16 protein-coding genes and 4 pseudogenes are annotated in these 21406 nt (G+C 51.8%); 9 read left to right on the top strand and 11 right to left on the bottom strand.

Annotated features, from left to right (window positions below):
* Positions 1-8 precede the first annotated feature (8 nt).
* A pseudogene (locus LU633_RS26120) lies at positions 9-2624 on the bottom strand (flavocytochrome c).
* A 52-nt stretch (positions 2625-2676) separates the two neighbouring features.
* Positions 2677-3374, bottom strand: a protein-coding gene (locus LU633_RS05380; protein ID WP_233481996.1) for an IS1 family transposase whose coding sequence is annotated in 2 segments (ribosomal slippage) — positions 2677-3125 and positions 3125-3374 — 699 coding nt in all. Because the reading frame shifts where the segments join, the coding sequence is not laid out codon by codon here.
* A 780-nt stretch (positions 3375-4154) separates the two neighbouring features.
* On the opposite strand from LU633_RS05380, the gene LU633_RS05375 reads away from it, so the two are divergent.
* Together LU633_RS05375 and fumA are read left to right on the top strand one after the other, a co-directional pair.
* A complete protein-coding gene (locus LU633_RS05375; protein ID WP_016193148.1) occupies positions 4155-5663 on the top strand; it encodes an anion permease in 1509 nt (502 codons plus the stop codon).
* A 54-nt stretch (positions 5664-5717) separates the two neighbouring features.
* Positions 5718-7364: a class I fumarate hydratase FumA gene (fumA, locus tag LU633_RS05370; RefSeq protein WP_016193147.1), complete on the top strand. Its 1647-nt coding sequence runs from the start codon at positions 5718-5720 to the stop codon at positions 7362-7364.
* Between the two features lie 528 nt (positions 7365-7892).
* On the opposite strand, the gene LU633_RS26115 is transcribed toward fumA, so the two are convergent.
* Entirely contained in the window at positions 7893-8015 is a 123-nt protein-coding gene (locus tag LU633_RS26115; RefSeq protein WP_407647030.1) for an HNH endonuclease, read from the bottom strand.
* Between LU633_RS26115 and LU633_RS26110 the strand changes: the two genes are divergently transcribed.
* Positions 7992-8276 (top strand): hypothetical protein, encoded by a 285-nt coding sequence (locus tag LU633_RS26110; protein WP_407647051.1) that lies wholly within the window; start codon positions 7992-7994, stop codon positions 8274-8276. The two genes, LU633_RS26115 and LU633_RS26110, sit on opposite strands and share 24 nt — an antisense overlap.
* Here the strand turns inward: LU633_RS26110 and LU633_RS05360 are convergent.
* The 3 genes and pseudogenes from LU633_RS05360 to proB form a co-directional block, all read right to left on the bottom strand.
* Positions 8238-8420, bottom strand: a pseudogene (locus LU633_RS05360) (LysE family transporter); the annotation flags it as partial. The gene LU633_RS26110 and the pseudogene LU633_RS05360 sit on opposite strands and share 39 nt — an antisense overlap.
* Positions 8421-8503: 83 nt before the next feature.
* The gene (proA, locus tag LU633_RS05355) at positions 8504-9757 is read right to left on the bottom strand and encodes a glutamate-5-semialdehyde dehydrogenase (RefSeq protein WP_016193144.1); all 1254 of its coding nucleotides are present in this window, start codon (positions 9755-9757) and stop codon (positions 8504-8506) included.
* A gap of 15 nt (positions 9758-9772) precedes the next feature.
* Positions 9773-10876 (bottom strand): glutamate 5-kinase, encoded by a 1104-nt coding sequence (gene proB, locus LU633_RS05350; RefSeq protein ID WP_016193143.1) that lies wholly within the window; start codon positions 10874-10876, stop codon positions 9773-9775.
* Between the two features lie 254 nt (positions 10877-11130).
* On the opposite strand from proB, the pseudogene LU633_RS26105 reads away from it, so the two are divergent.
* The 3 genes and pseudogenes from LU633_RS26105 to LU633_RS05335 form a co-directional block, all read left to right on the top strand.
* A pseudogene (locus LU633_RS26105) lies at positions 11131-11344 on the top strand (porin); the annotation flags it as partial.
* A pseudogene (locus LU633_RS26100) lies at positions 11333-11534 on the top strand (porin); the annotation flags it as partial. The pseudogenes LU633_RS26105 and LU633_RS26100, both read left to right, overlap by 12 nt.
* 114 nt (positions 11535-11648) lie before the next feature.
* The gene (locus tag LU633_RS05335; protein ID WP_046371938.1) at positions 11649-12872 is read left to right on the top strand and encodes an IS91 family transposase; all 1224 of its coding nucleotides are present in this window, start codon (positions 11649-11651) and stop codon (positions 12870-12872) included.
* 194 nt (positions 12873-13066) lie between these two features.
* On the opposite strand, the gene crl is transcribed toward LU633_RS05335, so the two are convergent.
* The 3 genes from crl to gpt form a co-directional block, all read right to left on the bottom strand.
* Positions 13067-13468: a sigma factor-binding protein Crl gene (gene crl / locus LU633_RS05330; RefSeq protein ID WP_016193139.1), complete on the bottom strand. Its 402-nt coding sequence runs from the start codon at positions 13466-13468 to the stop codon at positions 13067-13069.
* A gap of 104 nt (positions 13469-13572) precedes the next feature.
* The gene (gene frsA, locus LU633_RS05325; RefSeq protein WP_016193138.1) at positions 13573-14793 is read right to left on the bottom strand and encodes an esterase FrsA; all 1221 of its coding nucleotides are present in this window, start codon (positions 14791-14793) and stop codon (positions 13573-13575) included.
* A 144-nt stretch (positions 14794-14937) separates the two neighbouring features.
* On the bottom strand, positions 14938-15396 hold the full coding sequence (gene gpt, locus LU633_RS05320) for a xanthine phosphoribosyltransferase (RefSeq protein ID WP_016193137.1): 459 nt from the start codon (positions 15394-15396) through the stop codon (positions 14938-14940).
* A 252-nt stretch (positions 15397-15648) separates the two neighbouring features.
* On the opposite strand from gpt, the gene pepD reads away from it, so the two are divergent.
* Positions 15649-17106: a beta-Ala-His dipeptidase gene (gene pepD, locus LU633_RS05315; RefSeq protein WP_016193136.1), complete on the top strand. Its 1458-nt coding sequence runs from the start codon at positions 15649-15651 to the stop codon at positions 17104-17106.
* Positions 17107-17273: 167 nt separating this feature from the next.
* Here the strand turns inward: pepD and dinB are convergent, their stop codons facing one another.
* Positions 17274-18329 carry a DNA polymerase IV gene (dinB, locus tag LU633_RS05310; protein ID WP_040465929.1) on the bottom strand — a complete coding sequence of 352 codons (1056 nt, stop codon included), beginning with the start codon at positions 18327-18329 and terminating at the stop codon, positions 17274-17276.
* Positions 18330-18423: 94 nt separating this feature from the next.
* On the opposite strand from dinB, the gene LU633_RS05305 reads away from it, so the two are divergent.
* Both LU633_RS05305 and dpaA read left to right on the top strand, forming a co-directional pair.
* Positions 18424-19644 (top strand): ISL3 family transposase, encoded by a 1221-nt coding sequence (locus LU633_RS05305; RefSeq protein ID WP_046371806.1) that lies wholly within the window; start codon positions 18424-18426, stop codon positions 19642-19644.
* A gap of 243 nt (positions 19645-19887) precedes the next feature.
* A complete protein-coding gene (gene dpaA / locus LU633_RS05300) occupies positions 19888-20631 on the top strand; it encodes a peptidoglycan meso-diaminopimelic acid protein amidase (protein WP_016193134.1) in 744 nt (247 codons plus the stop codon).
* Here the strand turns inward: dpaA and LU633_RS05295 are convergent.
* Entirely contained in the window at positions 20602-21369 is a 768-nt protein-coding gene (locus LU633_RS05295) for a class II glutamine amidotransferase (RefSeq protein ID WP_016193133.1), read from the bottom strand. The genes dpaA and LU633_RS05295 overlap by 30 nt on opposite strands.
* Positions 21370-21406: the final 37 nt, after the last annotated feature.

Raw genomic sequence — 21406 nt, 5'->3', positions numbered from 1 at the left:
GCAAGAGCTTAGTGTTTCGCCCGGTTTGCCGCCTGCTGGCCCGCAAGGATGCCAAAGAGAATAATATCAGCAACAGCATTACCACCGTGCAGGCCGCCGACCACTTCCCCGGCGGCAAATGCTCCCGGAATAACCTGCTGCTGTTTATCCAGCACCGCCGCATCGCCGTTGATGGTCACGCCCCCCATGGTGTGATGGACGCCGGGCGCGATATGAATTGCGTAAAAGGGTGCTGCTTTCAGCGGGTGACGCATCGCCGTTTACGACCAAAGGCCGTGTCATCCTGCTGCTCAACGAAACCGTTGTAGCATTCCAGTGTGGCAAGGAAGCGATGGTGATCCATCCCCAGCCGACGCGGTGAATCCGCAACGACCACAAGACCCCGGGCAATATACTCATCGGCTGCTTTATTTTTACCCTGACGTTTTCATCAAAGACTATTCAGGCGTGTTTCTCCGGCAGCGCGATAATCTGTGCCGAGATGTGATCGCGGGTTTCCATTTCATTGCAGAAGCGATTGCCCTGCTGATTAACGAGGATAGCACCGCCGCCGCGAATAGATTCCGAAATCAGATAAGCGCTGTTTTGCTCCACCGTCGGGTGAATCTGAATCTCACCCATATCCACCGTATCCGCACCAATCTGTTCAAGTAACGCAATACCGCTCCCGGTTGCCTCCTTGTGGTTGATAGTAACAAACCCGGCCAAATTCGGGCGATATTTTACCACCATCTGGTGATTCGCACTGAAGCCCCCTGTCACCACAATGACGCTACGGGTACGAATACTTATCCGATCATTTTCATTATTCAACAGCTGCACACCGTACACTGCGCCCCGGTTGGTCTCAATGTCGGTGACGGCGGTATCAAGCATCACAGTGATATCACGACGAAACACATTGCGTACCAGTCCGCCGATCAGGTAGCTGCCCACTGCCGATCCATCTCTGGGCCTGTGGGTACGATCAACGCTCATACCGCCGGTGGTGATGTCCTTGAGCATGATGCAGTGCTTTGCCAGTCATTCGATCGCCTGCAGCCTGTTCTCTGTAAAACGATGCAGCAGCGCCGGATTATTTTTGCCACTTTTTAAGATTTCTGCGTAAAAGCTTGCCTTGCTGTCCTGAATGCCTTTCACCCGTTGAAAGCGGGTTTCTGCCGCATTCATTCCGGCAGAAGCCTTGATAGTATTGCCGCCCAGGGTCGGCATTTTTTCCACGATCAGCACGCGGCAGCGGCATCATGAACCTGACTCACCACGGCGAGTCAGGCACCGCCACTTCCAACAATCACCACATCAAAGGCCGCCATCGCCGTGTTATCGCCAGCTGTAATGCAGTGGATTTGAGCATAGTTCTGGAAACCGCTTTTTTTACGCTTCACTCTGCACGGTGGCTCCCGAAACGGCGTCAACATGGGGCTGTTGGCCGAAAGGATCCGGTTACGTATTTCGCCAAAGTGGGTAGTGAATTCAATATCGTCTGTCAGCCCTGGCATCAGCTCAATGTCAGTAATATGATCGGTTTCCAGATGAACGCAGATAGTTAAGCCGGCTGCATCGCCCTGCACTTTCTCTGTAAAGGTGCCGGGCTTAAAGGTTGCAGCGGCCATGCTGGTATCCCGAATCATCGCCTCTACCAGCGGGAAACACCATAGCGGTTCTGGAATGTGGTTCACCTTACGCTGCGTACTGTCGATAAAAAGCACCGGTTCTTCGCCATTAGCAACGCGATCAGCCCAGTCAGGACAGGCAATACAGGCACGGCCTGTGGCGACCAAATCATAACCATGTACCAGTGCCTGCCGCGCATCCGCCTCATTCACCACGCCGCCGACGTCCATAACAGGGATCTCAGCCAGCACCCCGGGCTGTTTAGCCAGAAATTTATCGATTAAAGGTGTCGGATCGCCAGTCTCCACGATGGAAGAACGGAGCAGTCGGCCCATTGAAAAATGCAGATAATACAGCCCGCACTGTGCCAGCTTTTCCAGTAGCCAGAGGGTGCCATCAAAGCGAATACCGGGAACCTCTGTTTCTTCTGGCGAGAAACGATAGCCAACGATGAAGGCATCGTCAGCATACTGGCGGACTTTCTACCGGGTGATCTCCAGCACCGCCAGCGGAAACCTGGCACGTTTGTCACGGCTACCGCCCCGCTCGTCGTCGCGCTGATTGGAATTGGGCGAACCGAACTGCCGGATTAAATAGGTGTTGGCACCATGAATCTCCACACCGTCAAAACCAGCCTGAATCGTGCGCCGTACGGCTTCACCAAACTTCACCTCCATATCGGCAACGGCTTCAGCACCCAGCGCGCTGGGTGCCACCGGTGTACGCTCACCGATAAGTTTCGGGTCAACCATGCGATCCCCGTGGTAAATCTGCAAGATCGCCTTTGAGCCTTCCGCTTTGATTACCCGGGCAATTTTTGCCAGTCCGGCAATTTTTTCATCATTGTCGATGCCAGTCGCATATGGAAAAGCCCGTCCTGACTCATCAATAAAACAGCATTCCACAATTACCGTGCCAATACTGCCCGCTCGCGCCTGATAATATTCCACACGCTCACTGCTGACCGTTCCATCATGGAATCTGGTGCAGGTTGTCATGGGTGCCATCATCAGATGGTTTTTCAATTCAATACCATTAGGTAAATTGGGTCGTGACGCAAATTTATTGATAATGATGAAGAGTAAGATACCAACCGATGATCTTATCGTGCATTTCCTCTGACTTCGAAAAGCAAATTGTTCTGCGGGTCAGTCGTTTGATATGTGTGCGAAGATTAAGATTATGCCGTTCTGTCCGTTGGGTATATTTCTTGCTCACCACGTGGCCTGTTGCACTTAACAGAACTTTATAAACCGGCCAGGCATCTGTCATATAAAAGGCAAGGTTAAATTTGCTTAACAGGGCCAGCAATCGTCGCAGGGTCGGGGCATTTCTCGGGCCGAAGACGTGGGCCAGAGCACGTTTGCGGATACGGTCATAAGCATAGAACAACCACCGGGGATTGCTTTTACACCGCACGTAAGACCATTGTTCACCGGCTTCACAGCAGATAACAACCTCCGTTTCGGGGTCGATATTCTCAGCTACCTGCTTTGGCGAAATTTTTTTACGTGCCGCAGAACCGTATTGAGGCTGATACCGAGAACCCGTGCGGTATCGCGACATCCGTAACCATTCATGGCCATATTAACAATGGTCTGGTGTGTGTCTGGTTTGGCACCGGAGTAGCTAAAGTTGAGCTGAAAGGTCTTTGAACAATGCTTGCAGATGTAACGTTGGGCACCGGATGCTGAATGTCCGTTACATCGTACAGCATGAGTTTCATTGCACTGAGGGCAGACGACATCAACTTTAGCCATATGTTACCTCCAAAGCGCAAAGCATACGTAATCAGCAAGTCTGCGTCACGACCGGTAAATTGAATAGGCTGAAGATACGCAAATTATTTCTCATAATGGTCAACTCCGGACGTTTAAGAAAATCAGAATTTATCTGCTAACGTAATTGTTATTTTTAGTTGTGTATCGATGGCATAGCACTAATATATTCCTGTTTCTAATTACTAAAGTAATTACATTAGTAATTAAACTATCGAATTATGCAATTGCGTTATACATCAGCAATGAAATTCATACTGAATCAAAAAATAACGCAGCTAAATATGAATAAAATATTAATTTGACACTTAATTAACAAAAATAAAGTAGTTAAATATCAAAAAAAATCATCATAATAAGCTTATAAAAAACATGAAAAACCCTAATCAATAACAATCATCACCATTTAATTTAACAAAACGAAAATATCAATCAACCAGACAGGGGAGGTGTTTTATTTATCTTTCAAAAAATAATCAAAGGTAATTACTTGATCTTGATCAAGTATCACCCTATCGAAAAGCGCAAAATATAACTATTCAGTTAATTTCACTCACCGCGATGTGCTTATTCACTGTTAATAAAAAGCAAGATAGGTCACTTTTGTACTGGGTAAATCCTGATCCTGGATAAAATTAACGGGCAGGCAGTTAAATAAATGACCGAATTAAAGTGACAGAAGACTTTAATTGTATTGCCAATAACCGCAGGTAAAAAATAAGCGGCTGAATCGAATATTAATACTACTGGCAGGCTTGTACTATGACTGATAAATCGCTTTCACTGCCGCTGAAAAAAGCGGGAAAAATACAGGATGGCACGAAAAACCGTCTGATGATGGCCCTTCCTGTCGTCATCACACTGTTGTTGCTGGGTGTGCCGGTTCCCGAGGGACTCGAGCCTCACGCATGGCATTTTTTCGCCGTTTTCATTGGGGTTATCGTCGGACTGATTTTCGAACCACTGCCGGGTGCGGTGATTGGTCTCACCGCCGTGGTGGTGATTGCCCTGGGCAGCCAGTGGTTGTTATTTAGCCCCGAGCAGCTGGCAGATCCCACATTTAAACTGGCAGGCCAGTCGTTTAAGTGGGCGGTGAGCGGATTTGGCAATGCTACTGTGTGGCTGATCTTCGGGGCCTTTATGTTTGCCGCAGGGTACGACAAAACCCAGCTTGGCCGCCGTCTGGCGTTGATTCTGGTCAAATACCTTGGTCGTCGTAGCCTGACGCTTGGCTATGCCATTACACTGGCCGATCTTCTGTTAGCCCCTTTCACTCCTTCGAATACGGCGCGCAGCGGCGGAACAATCTTCCCCATCATCTCCAACCTGCCCCCACTGTACGATTCCAGACCCAACGATCCCAGCGCGCGCAGAATTGGTTCGTATTTGATGTGGGTAGCCATCACGGCGGCCTGTATCACCAGTTCCATGTTCCTGTCTGCACTGGCACCTAACCTGCTGGCCCTGGCCCTGGTGAAAAGTATCACGGGCATCACACTTTCCTGGGGCACCTGGTTTATCGCCTTTCTGCCGCTGGGCCTGTTACTCATTCTGACCATGCCGCTGCTGGTTTACTGGCTGTATCCACCCGAAGTAAAAATCAATGACAATGTGCCGCAGTGGGCCAGCCGGGAGCTGAAAAAACTCGGCAAAATGTCGCGCAATGAAATGCTGCTGCTGGTATTTGTCTGTGCTGCACTGCTGATGTGGATTTTTGCCACGAGCTTTATTGAGCCTGCTCTGGCTGCACTTTTGGTGATTGTACTGATGCTGTGGACCGGCGTACTGGAATGGAATGATATTACCGGGAACAAAGCCGCCTGGAACACCTTCGCCTGGTTTGCCACACTGGTCGCATTGGCGCATGGGCTGTCCTCAACGGGATTTATTGCCTGGCTGGGTAAAGAAGGTGGTGCAATGATGCAGGGTATTTCTCCCGGCACGGCAACCATCGTCCTGCTTCTGGCTTTTTATCTGTTGCACTATTTGTTCGCCAGCACCACCGCGCACACCACCGCACTCCTGCCCGCTATGCTAACCATTGCTTCAAACATTCCTGGTATGAATATGCAGGTATTTTGCCTGCTGATGGTGACTTCGCTTGGTATCATGGGGATCATTACACCGTACGGCACTGGCCCAAGCCCTATATACTATGGCAGTGGCTATCTGCCGACCAGAGACTACTGGCGGCTGGGTACTATCTTCGGGGGCATTTTCCTTGTCGCCCTGCTGGTGATTGGTTACCCCTGGATGGCAATGATGTTCTGATAAGAAACCGCCTGATAGAGCCCTCCGGCGGTGACATTTTAGGAGTAGCGAGCGATGTCAAATAAGCCTTTTCATTACCAAGATCCCTTTCCCCTAACGCACGACGATACTGAGTACTATCTGCTCACGCGCGATCATGTTTCAGTCGCGGAATTCGAGGGGCACCCCGTGCTGAAAGTGGCACCAGAAGCGCTGACGCTGTTAGCAAAGCAGGCGTTTCACGACGCTTCTTTTATGTTGCGCCCGGGCCATCAACAGCAGGTGGCTGATATTCTGGATGACCCGGAGGCCAGCGAAAACGACAAATATGTCGCGCTACAATTTCTCCGTAACTCTGAAATTGCCGCAAAAGGCATTTTGCCAACCTGTCAGGACACCGGCACCGCAATCATTATGGGTAAGAAAGGCCAGCGTGTCTGGACAGGCGGCGGTGACGAAGCAGCGCTGTCGCAAGGTGTTTACAACACTTATATCGAGGATAATCTGCGCTATTCACAAAACGCCGCGCTTGATATGTACAAAGAGGTGAATACAGGCACCAATTTGCCTGCCCAGATCGACCTGTATAGCGTGGACGGTGAGGAGTATAAGTTTCTCTGTGTCGCCAAGGGCGGTGGTTCGGCTAACAAAACCTATCTGTATCAGGAAACCAAAGCGCTGCTTTCTCCCGGAAAGCTACAGGCTTATCTGGTTGATAAAATGCGCACGCTCGGTACCGCGGCCTGCCCTCCATACCATGTTGCCTTTGTTATTGGCGGTACCTCTGCGGAAGCCACGCTGAAAACGGTTAAGCTCGCCTCCACTCACTATTATGACAATTTACCCTGTGAAGGGAATGAACACGGCCAGGCGTTTCGGGATGTTCAACTGGAGCAGGAATTACTGAAAGAAGCACAAAAGCTGGGACTGGGAGCGCAGTTTGGCGGCAAATATTTTGCACATGATATTCGGGTGGTACGTTTGCCTCGCCACGGCGCATCCTGCCCGGTCGGAATGGGCGTGTCTTGCTCTGCCGACCGCAATATTAAAGCGAAAATCAATCGTGAGGGTATCTGGATTGAGAAGCTGGAAGATAATCCCGGCAAATTTATTCCTGGAAATCTCCGTCAGACCGGTGAAGGCGAAGCGGTCAGGGTCAATCTGAATCGCCCGATGAAGGAGATTCTGGCCCAGCTTTCCGACTTCCCGGTATCAACCCGCCTGTCGCTGAGTGGCACGATTATCGTGGCCCGTGATATCGCTCACGCCAAACTGAAAGAACGCATCGACAATGGTGAAAACCTGCCACAGTACGTGAAGGATCACCCTATTTACTATGCCGGACCGGCAAAAACCCCTGAAGGCTACGCTTCCGGTTCTCTTGGCCCGACAACCGCCGGACGCATGGATTCTTACGTCAACCTCCTTCAGTCACATGGAGGCAGTATGATTATGCTGGCTAAAGGCAACCGCAGCCAGCAGGTGACGGACGCCTGCCATAAACACGGCGGTTTTTACCTTGGTAGTATCGGCGGCCCGGCAGCTGTGCTGGCACAGCAAAGTATTAAGCGTCTTGAATGCGTTGAATATCCAGAGCTGGGTATGGAGGCAATCTGGAAAATTGAGGTGGAAGACTTCCCGGCGTTTATTCTGGTGGATGATAAGGGAAATGACTTTTTCCAGCAGATTAAAAGTGGTCAGTGCAGCAGCTGCCTGAAATAGTCAGCAAAAAATAGGCAACGGGCGCATACTGCGCCCTTTTCATCTGCAGTGAAGGTGGCGCTTTATGGAGTCCGTTTGGATATCGAAAGTCATTGTACGTTAAAGCTATTTTTGACTTTTCGACATTAGCTGGTCTCAGACGACGAAATCTAGCGGAAGCCGGTATCCAGTTGCTTTTCCAGATATAATTGCCTGTCAGATTGATGTACCGCCAGCCTGACAAGGGCACGCGCAGCAGCAGTTTCTCTTTAATTTTCAGAATCTTATTATTGATGACATCAACAGTCCTTTCCATGTACACAGTTTTCGACAGCGAGATCGCAGCCATTAACAGGGAGTGGAGACGTTAAAGATTGTTATAGGGCCAGTGTGGCCCTGAAATTTGCATACTGGCACGGGAAACCTTATTTCGTGCTGACATCTTTTCCGATGGTATAGATATGAAGAAACTAAATACGTTCGGGCTGGACAGTCTGATAGCCATTTGAAAAGATCGCCAGCATCCACCGTCCGGTTCAGTTTCATCTGTTATCGTCTTTCTCTCGGTGTCTTTGCCCTGTGGCACGCCTTACAGATTCCCTCAAGATTTGAGTCATCATTCGTCCCACCCTGATACTTAGGGATAATATGGTCCACCTCGGCTGCTGGCATGCCTGTATCGTTACGCCTGCAGTTCTGGCACAAATAGCCATCACGCCTGAGTATTCTTTCCCGGCGTATTTCCCAATGCCGAACATAACCACGTTCGTGCCTGCTCTTGCCAGGCTGATACCGCTTCCAACCGTCGCCAGCATGCAGTTGACGGTAAGCTGTGCAATGACCACTACCATCGTTTGTTACCGCAGCGCAGCCACGATAGCGGCAGGGGCGATTACCCGTGGCGGCACAAAGCATATAGAAAATAAATCCTAGGGCGATGCCTGCCAGTGAGATCTATCCCGCCTTACATCCCTGACAAATTGAACGTGAGATCAGGTAGATCATATTGGGGCCGGGCGTGAGTACCATGCCCAATGCAACCGCAGCAAAGGGCAGCAATTGAGAAAGCGAGACCATCAGGACGTTCCTTTTGACACTGCGGAGTGCCGTTACTTTTCTGACGGGCCAGAGCTACGTCCTGTGGCATTAGGTTAAAATGCTCAACTACGGACGGTATCGTTACCGAAGGCCACCCATTTGTAAGTGGTCAGCGCCTCCAGCCCCATCGGCCCACGCGCATGTAATTTCTGGGTACTGACCGCCACTTCCGCACCAAGACCAAACTGTGCACCATCCGTAAAACGTGTACTGGCATTAACATAAACGGCAGAAGAATCGACCTCGTTCACAAAACGCTCTGAGTTGTGAATGCTGCAGGTAAGAATGGCATCGGAATGCTGCGTGCCATATTCACGAATATGCGCGATAGCTTCATCAAGTGAATCGACCAGCTTAATGTTCAGATCCAGCGACAGCCATTCGTCCCGGTATTGTGCATCCGTGACTGCGTTGACTTCTGCCGGGCCATGCTGTAACTGCGCAAAGGCACGAGGATCGGCATGCAGTCTGATACCTTCCTGTTGCATTCTCTGGCTGAATGCAGGAAGAAAGTGATCGGCAATTGCTGCGTGTACTAACAGGGTTTCCAGTGAGTTGCAGGCACTCGGGCGCTGTTTTTTTGCATTAACAATCACGTTCAGCGCCGCTTCAGCATCGACATTAACGTCAACAAAGGTGTGACAGATGCCAATACCGCCAGTGATCACCGGGATGGTCGACTGCTCCCGGCAGAGCTTATGAAGACCCGCCCCGCCGCGTGGAATCAGCATATCCACATAGCGGTCCAGCTTAAGTAGCTGGTTGACCAGCTCACGGTCAGGACTTTCAATAGCATGAACGGCAGCGGCAGGCAGTCCATGCTGTTTCAGTGCATGCTGGATCACCCTGACCATCGCGCTGTTGGTGCGACAGGTCTCTTTGCCGCCGCGCAGAATGACCGCATTACCGGTTTTCAGGCACAGCGATGCAACATCCACAGTAACGTTAGGGCGCGCTTCATAAATCACGCCAACCACGCCCAAGGGCACGCGGCGACGCTCAATACGCAGGCCACTGTCCAGCACCCCCCCATCCATCACGCCGCCCACCGGGTCGGACAGTTGACAGACCTTACGCACATCATCCGCAATGCCTTTTAGCCGAACCGGGTTGAGCATCAGACGATCCAGGAGTGCCTCACTCAGGCCATTTTGACGGGCATCGGTCAGGTCACGTTCATTTGCTGCTAGGATTTCCGCACTCTGCACTTCAAGTTGATCGGCTATCGTCAACAACACCTGATTTTTTTGCGCAGCAGAAAGTACCGCCAGCTGATACGCCGCCGCCTTTGCCGCTTTTCCCATTTCTTCAAGCATCATGTGCCCGGCTCCTTAACTGACAATCATATCGTCGCGATGTACCGCGACCGGGCCGTATTCATAGCCCAGAATTTCATTAATCTGCTTAGAGTGCTGGCCAGCGATTAAGCGCATTGCATCGCTGTTATAACGGCATACTCCATGCGCCACGTCACGGCCATCAAGGCTACGAATTCGAATCACCTCACCCCGGGAAAAGTTTCCACTGATTCCACGGATCCCTTTCGGCAGAAGTGAACTGCCGCGCTCAAGAATGGCGGAAAGCGCACCGTCATCCACGATAATTTCTCCGGCAGGCGGCGCACCAAAAATCCAGCGCTTACGATTTTCCAGCGGCGTCTGCATCGCGTGGAAACAGGTGCCCACTGGCTCATTGGCAATCACATCCCCAATCACACCGATGCGGCTTCCGGCGGCAATAATAGTGTCAATGCCGGCACGGCAGGCCACATCGGCAGCCTGTAGTTTGGTGGTCATACCGCCCGTTCCTAGCCCTGATACGCTGTCTCCTGCCAGCGCGCGCAATGCATCGTCAATACCGTGAACGTTTTGAATCAGCTCTGCCTGGGGATTGTTACGAGGATCGGCGGTAAACAGACCGGCCTGATCGGTCAACAGCAGCAGTTTGTCCGCACCTGCCAGAATGGCTGCCAGCGCCGACAGGTTGTCGTTATCACCAACCTTAATTTCTGCGGTCGCCACCGCATCATTTTCATTGATTACTGGCACAATATGGTTATCCAGCAATGCTCTTAGCGTATCCCGCGCATTGAGAAAACGCTCGCGATCTTCCAAATCGGCGCGCGTCAGTAGCATCTGACCTATATGAATGCCGTAAATGGAAAACAGCTGCTCCCACAGCTGGATTAAGCGGCTCTGTCCCACCGCAGCTAACAGCTGCTTTGAGGCGATGGTCGGTGGCAATTCCGGGTAGCCAAGATGCTCTCGTCCTGCGGCTATAGCGCCGGATGTGACGATCACAATGCGGTGCGCAGCCGCATGCTGCTGCGCACACTGGCGGACCAATTCAACGATATGTGCCCGGTTAAGCCGACGCGATCCGCCTGTTAATACGCTGGTCCCCAGCTTGACGACCAGGGTCTGGCTGCTGCTCATTATTTCCTGCCGTGACGTAAATAAAGATAAAGCAGTCTTTGTATCAGGTGTGTCCACGGAAGCCAACAGGCGCAGCGGATAAAAAGCGTAAAAACTGTCTGGTGGGGATTATAAAAAAGTTAATTATCAGGTAGCGCAATTGTAATAAGTCTGCAATATTCGCACGGTAATATATTACATCTTTAAGATTTTTCTTAAAAAAACAATAACAATTTACCTGTTTGGAATTGATAGCAAAATGAAGAAAAGCGCTACTGGCCATTATCATTGCAGCACTGGCTCTTTCGGCTGCTGCACAGTCCGCTGAAATTTATGCTAAAGATGGCAAAAAACTGGATTTCTACAGCAAAGCTAAAGGCATTCATTATTTTTAGTGATGGTAACGCTCATCACGGCGACACCTCTTATGTGCGTATTGGCTTCAAAGGTCAGACGCAGATTAACAACCTGATGACTGGCTATGGCCAGACCAAGGGCAAAGACATTGAAGGCGTGGGTGATGTTTACCTGGTTATACATCGATGTGGAGACCACTTACTATTTCAACAAGAACATGAATACTGACGTTGATTACAAAATCAACCAGCCTGGCGAAAAAAACAAGCTTGCGCTAAACAACGATGATGTTGTGGCCGTGGGCATCGTCTGTCAGCTCTGAGTCGTTACCTCAATATGTGTGTGTAATGAACGTAGCACGCCTTTGGCGTGAGCGGCCCTGCTGCGCAGCTTCGGGTGTTTGCATGACCGGCGCTCCGCTTTATACTCTGCAACCATGCATATCCCCCGCCCCGCCAAACTCCTCTTCACCGTCGATGACGGCTGGAACCGCTACCTCGAAAAACACGGCGACAACATCAGCGACTGGACCCGACTCTCCGTTGAGCGCATGCTCGCCTGTGGCACCTGCGCCATGGGCGTACGCCGCTACTGCTGTGCCTCGCCGGACTGCACGCACTCCCGCTTCTTCTGCCAGAGCTGCAAGTCAAAGGCCTGCAGCGCATGTGGCATGAAATCAACTGAGCAGTGGATAGCCGGGCAGCAGCACGTCCTGCCCGACTGCGAATGGCAGCACATCACCTTTACCATGCCCCACCTGCTGTGGCCCTTCTTCAGCAACAACTGGCCCCTGCTCAACGACCTGTTCCGCTGCGCCACCCGCGCCATGCTGAAGTGGGCGCGTCGGCAGGGTATAGAAGTCGGTATCTTCTGCGCCCTGCATACCTACGGCCGGCAGCTGAATCAGCATCCGCACATCCACGTTTCCGTCACCCGCGGTGGACTTGACGTAAAGCACGGCGTCTGGCGCAGCCTTTTCTTCAAAAAGAAGGCCGTGGAGGAAATCTGGCGGGGTGCCGTTATCCGCCTGCTGCGCAGCAGCTATGAGCGGGTCAGTCCCGGCACCCTGCCGGGACTGGGACATATCCGCGACGGGGAGCAGTGGCGGCGTTACCTGAAGGCACAGTATGGCCGGCACTGGAAGGTACACTTCGCGAAGAAGACCCGGGGAGCCTGGCACAGCGTTAAATACCTCGGACGCTACCTGAAACGGCCACCAGTGTCGGCTTCACGACTGCGACACTACGCCGGTGGCGCGGTGGTTCACCACTATCTCGATCACCGCACGGGAAAGCATAAACGCCAGATGCTGAGCCAGGAAGAGATGATCGGGCGCTATATCAGCCACGTTCCGGCGCGGCATTTTAAGATGGTGCGCTACTCCGGCTTTCTGGCCAACCGCAAGCGGGGCACGCTGCTGCCGAAGGTTTACGAAGCGCTGGAGATGACGGTACGGGAAAAACCGAAGCGGCCCGGGTTTGCGGTGCTGATGAAAGGCTTCCTGGGCACGGATCCGTACCAGTGCATCCTCTGCAAAGGCCGGCTGCGTTTTGCCGGCGCCGTGGCGGGTGATCACGCCACAAAAATGCTCTCTGACAGGCTGTATCAGATGGCGAAAAAACGATGGCTGCGGATGCCTGAGCTGGATCGGTGCGCCTGAAAAACAGGTTTCAGGTTAAAAATACGGCGAAGATGGCATTTTCACATCAAAACCCACACAGATCAGCAGCAGCAATGGAGTAGATCGTGCCACTTTTCATGGTCAGGCGATCTCAAAAGAGGCGATTCAATCTCCTAACCATCAAGGCTGGCATTTGCCAGTCTTTTATTTTGAAAGGCATAACCAGTGCCAACTCACGCGGTCAGTCGAACCGGCTCATCGGCAAAGTCTGCGGCAGGTTTCAGCCTAAGTTCCATCTCTTCCAGCTGGGTTTTCAGTCGCACATGGAAATTACGCAGTGTCTCTGCAAGACGTTCGTTGTTTTCCTTTCCTTTGACGGTCGAGGGCTTCCAGTTTCCTTCTTTGTCATACAGTCCAAAGTAATATTCATAGGTGAAATGATTGTCCTGCGCTTCCAGCTCCATCCACCAGCCCCAAAATTCACGCAGCTCCGGCGCGGGCTTTACGTTGACGCAAACAGCAAGACAGTCGAAGAAAAAGTGGTTTTCCCCACACTTAGCTTCGCGGATGTACGGCCCCAAAGCGCCAAAGCGCTTCATAAACCGACTTTTAGGATGCCCACCAGGTAACGCCATCTTGTAACCTCCCGAAACTAAGTTTTGGTTTTTCCGTGATTTCAGAGGAATAACCAACCTCTGAGTCTAATGGGTATAGCAAACTCCTGAATTTTTGCCAGTCATCAACCTAATCGTTTCGCTAACCAGTCAGCAATATCGTGTAACGTGCTGTCAAAACGGCATAATGCAGGCGATCGTTTTATCATCAGCACCTTGCTCTGGGCAGAAGAGCGGGCAATCAGGTGGGACTCTTCTTCAGGACTGAAAGGATCGTCGGGCAAGTAAGCAGAGAGCATCGGCCTTGGGCTGCGCCTGCCTAGCAACCCCTGGGTTTTGAGGGAATAACGATTTAATTCTACCCGCAGCGCTGAATCTGCCGCCGTCGCCATCCCCAGGCGGCTGGCCAGCACATCCATATACATTTCCGGCACGCTGTCCTGCAATTGACGGTCAGACAACAGACTGTGCACAACAGGGCCAATACAGGCGACGACCTTCAGCCGGTGAGCTTCCAGATAACCGAGGCGCACCGCAACATTTGCACCAAAACGCAGGCCCAATGCCGCCACACGCGTGTGATCAACCCACGGAACCGTGGCAAGCTGCTGCAACACCTGCTGATGCAAAAAACTGGTGTCCTGAGTGAGTTTCCATTTTGCAGAAAAACCGATCGAGGGCATATCAATGGTCAGCAACGCGATACCTCGCGGTGCCAGGTAGCGCTGAAAGAGGCGATAGTGGTCACTTTGTAGTGAATCAAGGCTGCCACACAAAAGGACCGTGGGGTAAGGCGCACTGACGCGCACGGGCATGTGTAAAAAACCATAGATCGGGCTGCCGCCCTCAATGGCAAACTCAAGTTCCTTCAATTCCCCCGGCAGCCGTGACGCCGCTTTTTCATAGGCACGATTTGCCATTAACTGCGCCTGTTCCGCCAGTTCATCCCCCTTCAGATAGGGATAGCCAGCGATACTGAAAAATTGAGCAGCCTGTAACCAGCCGTTTCCAGAAAGCAAATCATCCTGTTCTTCAGAAGCCCTGTTCTGCCAACGCGCAGCCTGCTGTGACCATTCGTAGATCCAGTTGCCGCCGCGATAGCCCACCACGGTATCCAGCAGCTGTTCATTGGTGCGCTGACCATCGTTAGCGGCTATGCGGGCCAGCACTTCCCCCACCTCCAACGGTGCCAGGCCGCGCCAGGCCCAAAGTACGCGGTTAATCATCCGATACCAGCCGGTGTGGCTTTCGCCTTCCAGTACGGAATAAAGGGTTAAGGGTTGACGGTGTTGCAGGCGACGAACCAGCGATGATGTTTCAGGATGCTTGAAACGAGGTTTAAACAACTCCTCACTCAGGTTTTTTTTGTCATAACGTAGCTCTTCTCCGGCGTAATGAGTGCGGAGTAGTCTAGTCTAGCCTGCCATATGGCGCGAAATGCAAAAAGCTTAAAGCCCGGCTTAACCAGGCGTTGCCATGATGCAAGTCAATCAGCCTTTCACAATCGGTGGAATATAGACCACGCCCATATCCCAGGGCTGCTCAATCCAGGTATCTTGAGGAATATCAACTATGTAATCATCCACCAGCGGACGGCCTGCCGGTTTAGCGAAGATGGTTACGAAACGCGCCCTGGGATACATATCACGGATAGCCTGCGCCGTTCCCCCAGTGTCCACCAGATCGTCGATAACAATAAGACCTTCCCCATCACCCTCTGCGCGTTTCAGCACCTTCATTTCACGTTGGTTATCATGGTCGTAGCTGGAAATACATACGGTATCAACATAGCGAATGCACAATTCACGCGCCAGCAAAGAAGCAGGTACCAGCCCACCCCGGCTTACCGCGATAATTCCCCGCCATTGTTCAACAGGAAGCAGGCGCTGGGCCAGTTTGCGGGCATGAATTTGCAACATATCCCAGGTAACAACGTATTTTTCGCTCATAGAAAGAAGTTCCGGCCAGACTGACTGGCTTAAAATTGTACGATAGGTGGGGTTGCGCAGGATTATAAAGATCTGATTCAGTAAAAACCAGCGCTGGCCCGGCTTTTCCCGGCCTCAGAGAAGCATTACGCCAGAAACGATGATATTCTTGCCCGTATCGCGTCAGATTCGCTGGCGATCAATCAACTTATCGGCTCATTTCACCCTGCACTGTCGCTCATTGCCCGACAGTGCTGATACAGGAGAGTTAACGTGTCCGAACTGTCTCAATTGTCACCGCAGCCACTGTGGGACATCTTCGCCAAAATCTGCTCAATTCCCCATCCCTCTTACCACGAAGAACAACTGGCTCAGTATATTCTGTCATGGGCAGCGGAGCAGGGGTTGGTAACTGACCGAGATAAAGTGGGCAATATTCTGATTCGTAAACCCGCCACACCGGGCCACGAAAACCTTAAGCCAGTCGCCCTTCAGGCACATCTGGATATGGTGCCGCAAAAGAATAGCGATACCGTACATGACTTTACTACTGACCCCATTCAGCCCTGGATTGATGGTGACTGGGTAAAAGCGCGCGGAACCACACTGGGTGCGGACAACGGTATTGGGCTTGCTTCGGCACTGGCCGTGCTGGCCGATAAATCAGTGGAACACGGCCCACTTGAGGTGCTGCTGACCATGACCGAAGAAACCGGCATGGTGGGTGCTTTTGGTTTGCAACCTGACTGGTTGCAGGCTGAAATTTTGATTAACACCGATTCTGAAGAAGAAGGTGACATTTACATGGGCTGCGCTGGCGGCATTGATTTCACCAGCAGACTGCCTCTGCAACGGAAAGCCATTCCGCCTGAGTTTGTCTCACTCAAACTCAGTCTGAAAGGGCTGAAAGGGGGGCATTCTGGGGCAGATATTCATTTCGGATTAGGGAATGCGAATAAACTGCTCGCCCGTTTTCTGTTCACCCATGTAAAACAGCTCGATCTTTGCCTGAGCGACTTTAACGGCGGCACATTGCGTAATGCCATCCCACGTGAAGCCGTTGCCATACTGGCTGTTAACAAGGCAAAAGTGGATGAGCTGAAACAGCACGTTGTGGATTACCAGGCGACGTTGCAAAATGAGCTGGGCTTAAAGGAAAAAAATATCTGCCTGACGCTGGAAAAGACAACTGCCGAAGAACAGGCGCTGACCACCAGCAGTCGGGACAAATTTATTGCCCTGTTAAACAGCACACCAAACGGGGTGATCCGCCATTCTGACGTAATGAAAGGCGTGGTTGAAACCTCACTGAACGTCGGCGTGGTATCCATGACGTCGGATGAGGCAAAAATTAATTGTCTGGTTCGCTCGCTCATCGACAGCGGTAAAGATTATGTGGTTGAAATGCTGACGGCACTGAGCGAACTTGCTGGCGCACAAAACGTTGCCAAAGGCAGCTATCCGGGATGGCAACCGGATGCATCTTCACCGATTATGGCGGTGGTGGCAGAAACCTATAAAAAAATGTTCAATAAAACACCAAACATTCAGGTCATTCATGCGGGGCTTGAATGTGGGCTGTTTAAAAAACCCTATCCTGAAATGGATATGGTGTCGATTGGCCCTACCATCACCGGGCCGCACTCGCCGGATGAGCAGGTACATATCGTCAGCGTAGGGTTGTACTGGCAGCTGTTGACCGAGCTGCTGAAAGCTATACCCGCAAAATAAGATCCACAGGGAGAAAGACACTCCCTGGCTCCAGCGCCCCTGTCTGCATCGCTATGGATGAACGCTGCGACAGACCGGGGCTTCCGCTTGTGGTTGCGTTTAAGCTTTTCAGCCACGTGTTATGCCTGATGGAGAAAGCTGTTCCGCTGGCTCATCGCGGCCAGGGGTTACAGCCCCAGCACCAGCTGACGCTCCAGCTGCGGGTCCGCCAACATGACATGCAGCCCCACCAGCCTGACGCCGCGACCTGCGCGACGCTCATCCCAGCTTTGCTTCGCCACCGCCATAAAATCGTCTTTGTTCAACACGGACCACAAATGTTCCTGAGTGGTCTGCTGAAAATCATCAAATTTGAGTTTTACACCCTGTCGGGCAATCAGCCTGTCCTGTCTGATTTTTGCCAGACGTCGATCCAGCTCTTCGTAAAGCACCTCGATAATCGTCATGCACTGCTCCCAATGATGAATATCCTCGGAAAGCGTGCGTTCAACGCCGAGCGACTTGCGCAACCTGTCGGTAACGACTTCACGCTCGTCAATGCCGTGGCATCGCTCCCAGAGTCCGCAGCCAAACTTACCAAACCGCTTGAGCAACGCGGACAGATCGCTATTCTGCACATCGCCACAGGTGAGCAGGCCCATCGCCTCCAGTTTTTTTGCGGTCACTTTGCCCACGCCGGGGATTTTCACCAGAGGAAGCGTCAGCAAGATCGCGGGAATGTCTGCGGGGGTAATCACGAATTGTCCATCCGGCTTATTGAGATCGGAGGCAATCTTGGACAGAAATTTAACGGGCGCAATGCCAGCCGAGGCGCTGAGACCGAGTTCACGAAAAATAGTCTGGCGAATCTCCCGCGCTATCAGCGTAGCGGAGCCATAACAGTGGATACTGTTGGTTACATCCAGGTAAGCCTCATCCAGTGACAGCGGCTCAATCAGGTGAGTGTAGCGGGAAAAAATCTCACGAATATGGTGACTGGCTTCTTTATAGGCATCAAAGCGGCCAGGGATCACTTTCAGATGCGGGCAGAGTTTGATAGCCATTGCCGTGGGCATCGCGCTGTACACACCAAAGGTTCGTGCCGGATAATTAGCGGTACTGATCACCCCACGTTTCAGATGGCTGCCGCCGATAGCAATCGGAATATCACGCAGGCTGGGGTTGTCGCGCATTTCCACCGCGGCAAAGAAGCAGTCCATATCAATATGAATGATTTTACGCACAGGCCCTCCAGGAAACTGGGTAAATATGGGTCTTCCCCTGTTGTGGTGGCTAAGGGCATTATGATGGCAGTCTTGATTTTCTGAGGAGTCTGCCATGGACGAAAAGTCCCTCTATGCCCATATCCTTAACCTGTCCGCACCGTGGCAGGTAAAATCCCTTTCTCTTGATGAAAAATCTGGTTCAGTGACTGTGATTGTCGGCATTGTCGGGCACACTCAACTGACCTGTCCAACATGCGGTAAATCCTGCCCCATACATGACCACCGGCGTCGCAAATGGCGTCACCTCGATACCTGTCAATTCACCACGCTGGTTGAAGCTGATGTACCCCGCATTGACTGCCCCGAGCACGGTTGCCAGACACTGCCGGTTCCGTGGGCGGGGCCAGGCAGCCGCTACACCCTGTTGTTCGAAGCCTTTGTTCTTTCATGGCTGAAAATTAGCACCGTGGATGCTGTCAGAAAGCAGCTCAAACTCAGTTGGAATGCCGTGGACGGCATCATGATGCGCGCAGTAAAACGAGGCCTGGCCCGGATAAAACAACCCTTATCGGCCCGTCATCTCTGCGTGGATGAAGTCGGGTTCAAAAAAGGACACCAGTACGTCACCGTTATCTCTGACAGGCAGGGACGCGCTTTGCAACTGACCGACGATCGCGGTGTAGAAAGTCTTGCCAGTTATCTGCGTAGCCTGAGAGATCACCAGCTTGAAGAGATAAAAACGCTGTCTATGGACATGAACACGGCCTATATCAGTGCTGCACGCATCCATCTCCCCAATGCCGTGGATAAAATCGCCTTCGATCACTTCCATGTGGCAAAAATGTTGTGCGCCATCGTTGATAAAACCCGTCAGGCTGAGATGAAACAGATCCCGTCGTCAGACAGGAAAGACGCCCACCGCTCACGCTACTTATGGTTTTACAGCAAACAAAATCGCTTTGGGCGCCGCGCTGAGAGGTTAGAAGTTGCCCGGCTGGTGTTACCGCAAACGAACCAGTGCTGGGTAATGAAAGAGCTTGCCCGCGATCTGTGGCACCGCCGCTATGACGACCATAGCCGTAAGTTGTGGCAGGAATGGATGGCGATGGCTAAAGACACCGGCATACCACTCATGGTCAGCATTGCCCGCATGGTGGCAAAGCGGCTTTACGGCATTCTGAATGCGATGAAAAACCGGGTATCGAACGGCAATGCGGAGTCTCTGAACAGTAAAATACGGTTGCTGAGGATCAAGTCACGGGGCTTCAGGAATAAAGAACGGTTCAAGCTGGGCGTAATGTTCCACTACGGGAAGCTGAACATGGCGTTCTGAGTCTCCCACCATGATCGGGGAAGTCCCGTAAATATACAGTAAAAAGAAACTTTAGCAATGCTTCTGTTGACCAACAAAGCACGGCAGACGGCGGGCTGAGAGCACTTTGCTTTTTGCCCCAACTCTCTTGCTAAAAAAACAGACAATGCTAATGTGGCGCTGCTCTTACGGAACATTCCGAAATTGCATAGTCAAAGCGTCTGCGGACCTTGTATTCATCCACCTACCATCAAGGACATCAGAATGGGCAAAATCGCACTGTTGTTTGCGATGTTTTTTCTGCCAACCGTTGTATTTGCCAGCGTTCCTGCCACACAGGTCGCGCCACTGGCACCGGTAAGGAAAGAATTTAAAAAACAGTTACTTGGCGCACCCGTGTATCTTCAGATTTTTAAAGAAGAACGCGTGCTTGAGCTGTATGGCAAGATCGGTACCGAATATCGCCTACTCGACAGCTATCGCATCTGCAATTTTTCAGGAGGCCTGGGGCCAAAACGCCACGAGGGTGATTTCAAAAGTCCTGAAGGGTTTTACAGCGTCGGACTTTCCCAACTGAAACCAAACAGCCGGTTCTACCGCGCCATCAATGTGGGATTTCCTAATGAATACGATCGTCAGCAGGGTTATGAAGGGAAATATCTGATGATCCACGGTAGCTGCGTGTCGATTGGCTGCTATGCCATGACCGACAGCAACATTGATGATATTTACCATTACGTCGAAGCAGCCCTACGCAACGGTCAGCCGCAGGTGGAAGTGAGCATTTATCCCTTTCGCATGACCGACAGCAATCTGCAACGCCATCGCAATTCAGTCTATTACAGTTTCTGGCAGCAGCTACAGCCCGGCTATGCCGAGTTTGTGCAGAACCACCAGCCACCAATGATGAGCGTCATGGCGGGCCGCTATGTACTCAAAAGCGCGCTTATTAACGGCAAAGTTGCCAGTGGTAATGGTTCAGCGCTGGCGCTCTCCGAGACAAAATAATGCCCATTCGCCTGGCTCAATCTTGTGCCAAGTTTCATTGCCGGTCAGAGGCTGAGTGGCAATCACCGTGACCACGTCGTCCGGCGTGGTCTGCTTCTGAAAATCGATTTCCACATCCTGATCCAGCAGCGTTGCCTTACCAAAAGGTGCCCGCCGGGTTATCCAGAACAAATTGGTCGAACAGAAGGCCATAAGATAGCGTCCGTCTGACAGCAGCATATTGAATACCCCCTTTTGACACAGCTGCATCGCCAGTTCAGCAATGTAGCGAAACACCGCGGACCAGTTAGCCGGCGTTCGAGGATAGCGCGACGTCAGCTGATGCAGCAGCCAGCAAAAAGCATGCTCACTGTCCGTCTCGCCAACAGGGCGATACGGCCCGGTATCCAGGGTCCGATAGCCTTTTAATTGACCGTTATGGGCATAGGTCCAGTTACGCCCCCATAGTTCGCGGGTAAAAGGATGGGTATTTTCCAGCGAAACCTGCCCGCGATTAGCCTGGCGGATATGCGCCACCACCGAGCAGGATTTTATGGGGTACTCCTGCACCAGTCGTGCAATGGGCGAATTAAAGCTGGGCTGGGGATCTTTAAATGTGCGACAGCCTTTTCCTTCATAAAAAGTGATGCCCCAGCCGTCCTTGTGCGGGCCGGTTCCTCCCCCCCGCTGAACCAGCCCGGTAAAGCTGAAACAGATGTCCGTTGGGACATTCGCGCTCATCCCGAGCAGTTCACACATAGATTTACCTCATTCAGTGAACAGTAACCCCAGGCCG

The organism is Erwinia tracheiphila, from assembly GCF_021365465.1.
GTDB classification, from domain to species: domain Bacteria; phylum Pseudomonadota; class Gammaproteobacteria; order Enterobacterales; family Enterobacteriaceae; genus Erwinia; species Erwinia tracheiphila.
Note: the sequence above shows the minus strand (reverse complement) of the source record. Positions and strands in the feature narration are given on the sequence as shown.

Bases quoted from the DNA above. Each gene is read 5' to 3' on its own strand.
- LU633_RS05375 (WP_016193148.1), top strand. From the start codon at position 4,155: ATGACTGATAAATCGCTTTCACTGCCGCTGAAAAAAGCGGGAAAAATA.
- fumA (WP_016193147.1), top strand. From the start codon at position 5,718: ATGTCAAATAAGCCTTTTCATTACCAAGATCCCTTTCCCCTAACGCAC.
- LU633_RS26110 (WP_407647051.1), top strand. From the start codon at position 7,992: ATGGTCCACCTCGGCTGCTGGCATGCCTGTATCGTTACGCCTGCAGTT.
- LU633_RS26115 (WP_407647030.1), bottom strand. From the start codon at position 8,015: ATGCCAGCAGCCGAGGTGGACCATATTATCCCTAAGTATCAGGGTGGG.
- proA (WP_016193144.1), bottom strand. From the start codon at position 9,757: ATGCTTGAAGAAATGGGAAAAGCGGCAAAGGCGGCGGCGTATCAGCTG.
- proB (WP_016193143.1), bottom strand. From the start codon at position 10,876: ATGAGCAGCAGCCAGACCCTGGTCGTCAAGCTGGGGACCAGCGTATTA.
- LU633_RS05335 (WP_046371938.1), top strand. From the start codon at position 11,649: ATGCATATCCCCCGCCCCGCCAAACTCCTCTTCACCGTCGATGACGGC.
- crl (WP_016193139.1), bottom strand. From the start codon at position 13,468: ATGGCGTTACCTGGTGGGCATCCTAAAAGTCGGTTTATGAAGCGCTTT.
- gpt (WP_016193137.1), bottom strand. From the start codon at position 15,396: ATGAGCGAAAAATACGTTGTTACCTGGGATATGTTGCAAATTCATGCC.
- LU633_RS05305 (WP_046371806.1), top strand. From the start codon at position 18,424: ATGGACGAAAAGTCCCTCTATGCCCATATCCTTAACCTGTCCGCACCG.
- dpaA (WP_016193134.1), top strand. From the start codon at position 19,888: ATGGGCAAAATCGCACTGTTGTTTGCGATGTTTTTTCTGCCAACCGTT.
- LU633_RS05295 (WP_016193133.1), bottom strand. From the start codon at position 21,369: ATGTGTGAACTGCTCGGGATGAGCGCGAATGTCCCAACGGACATCTGT.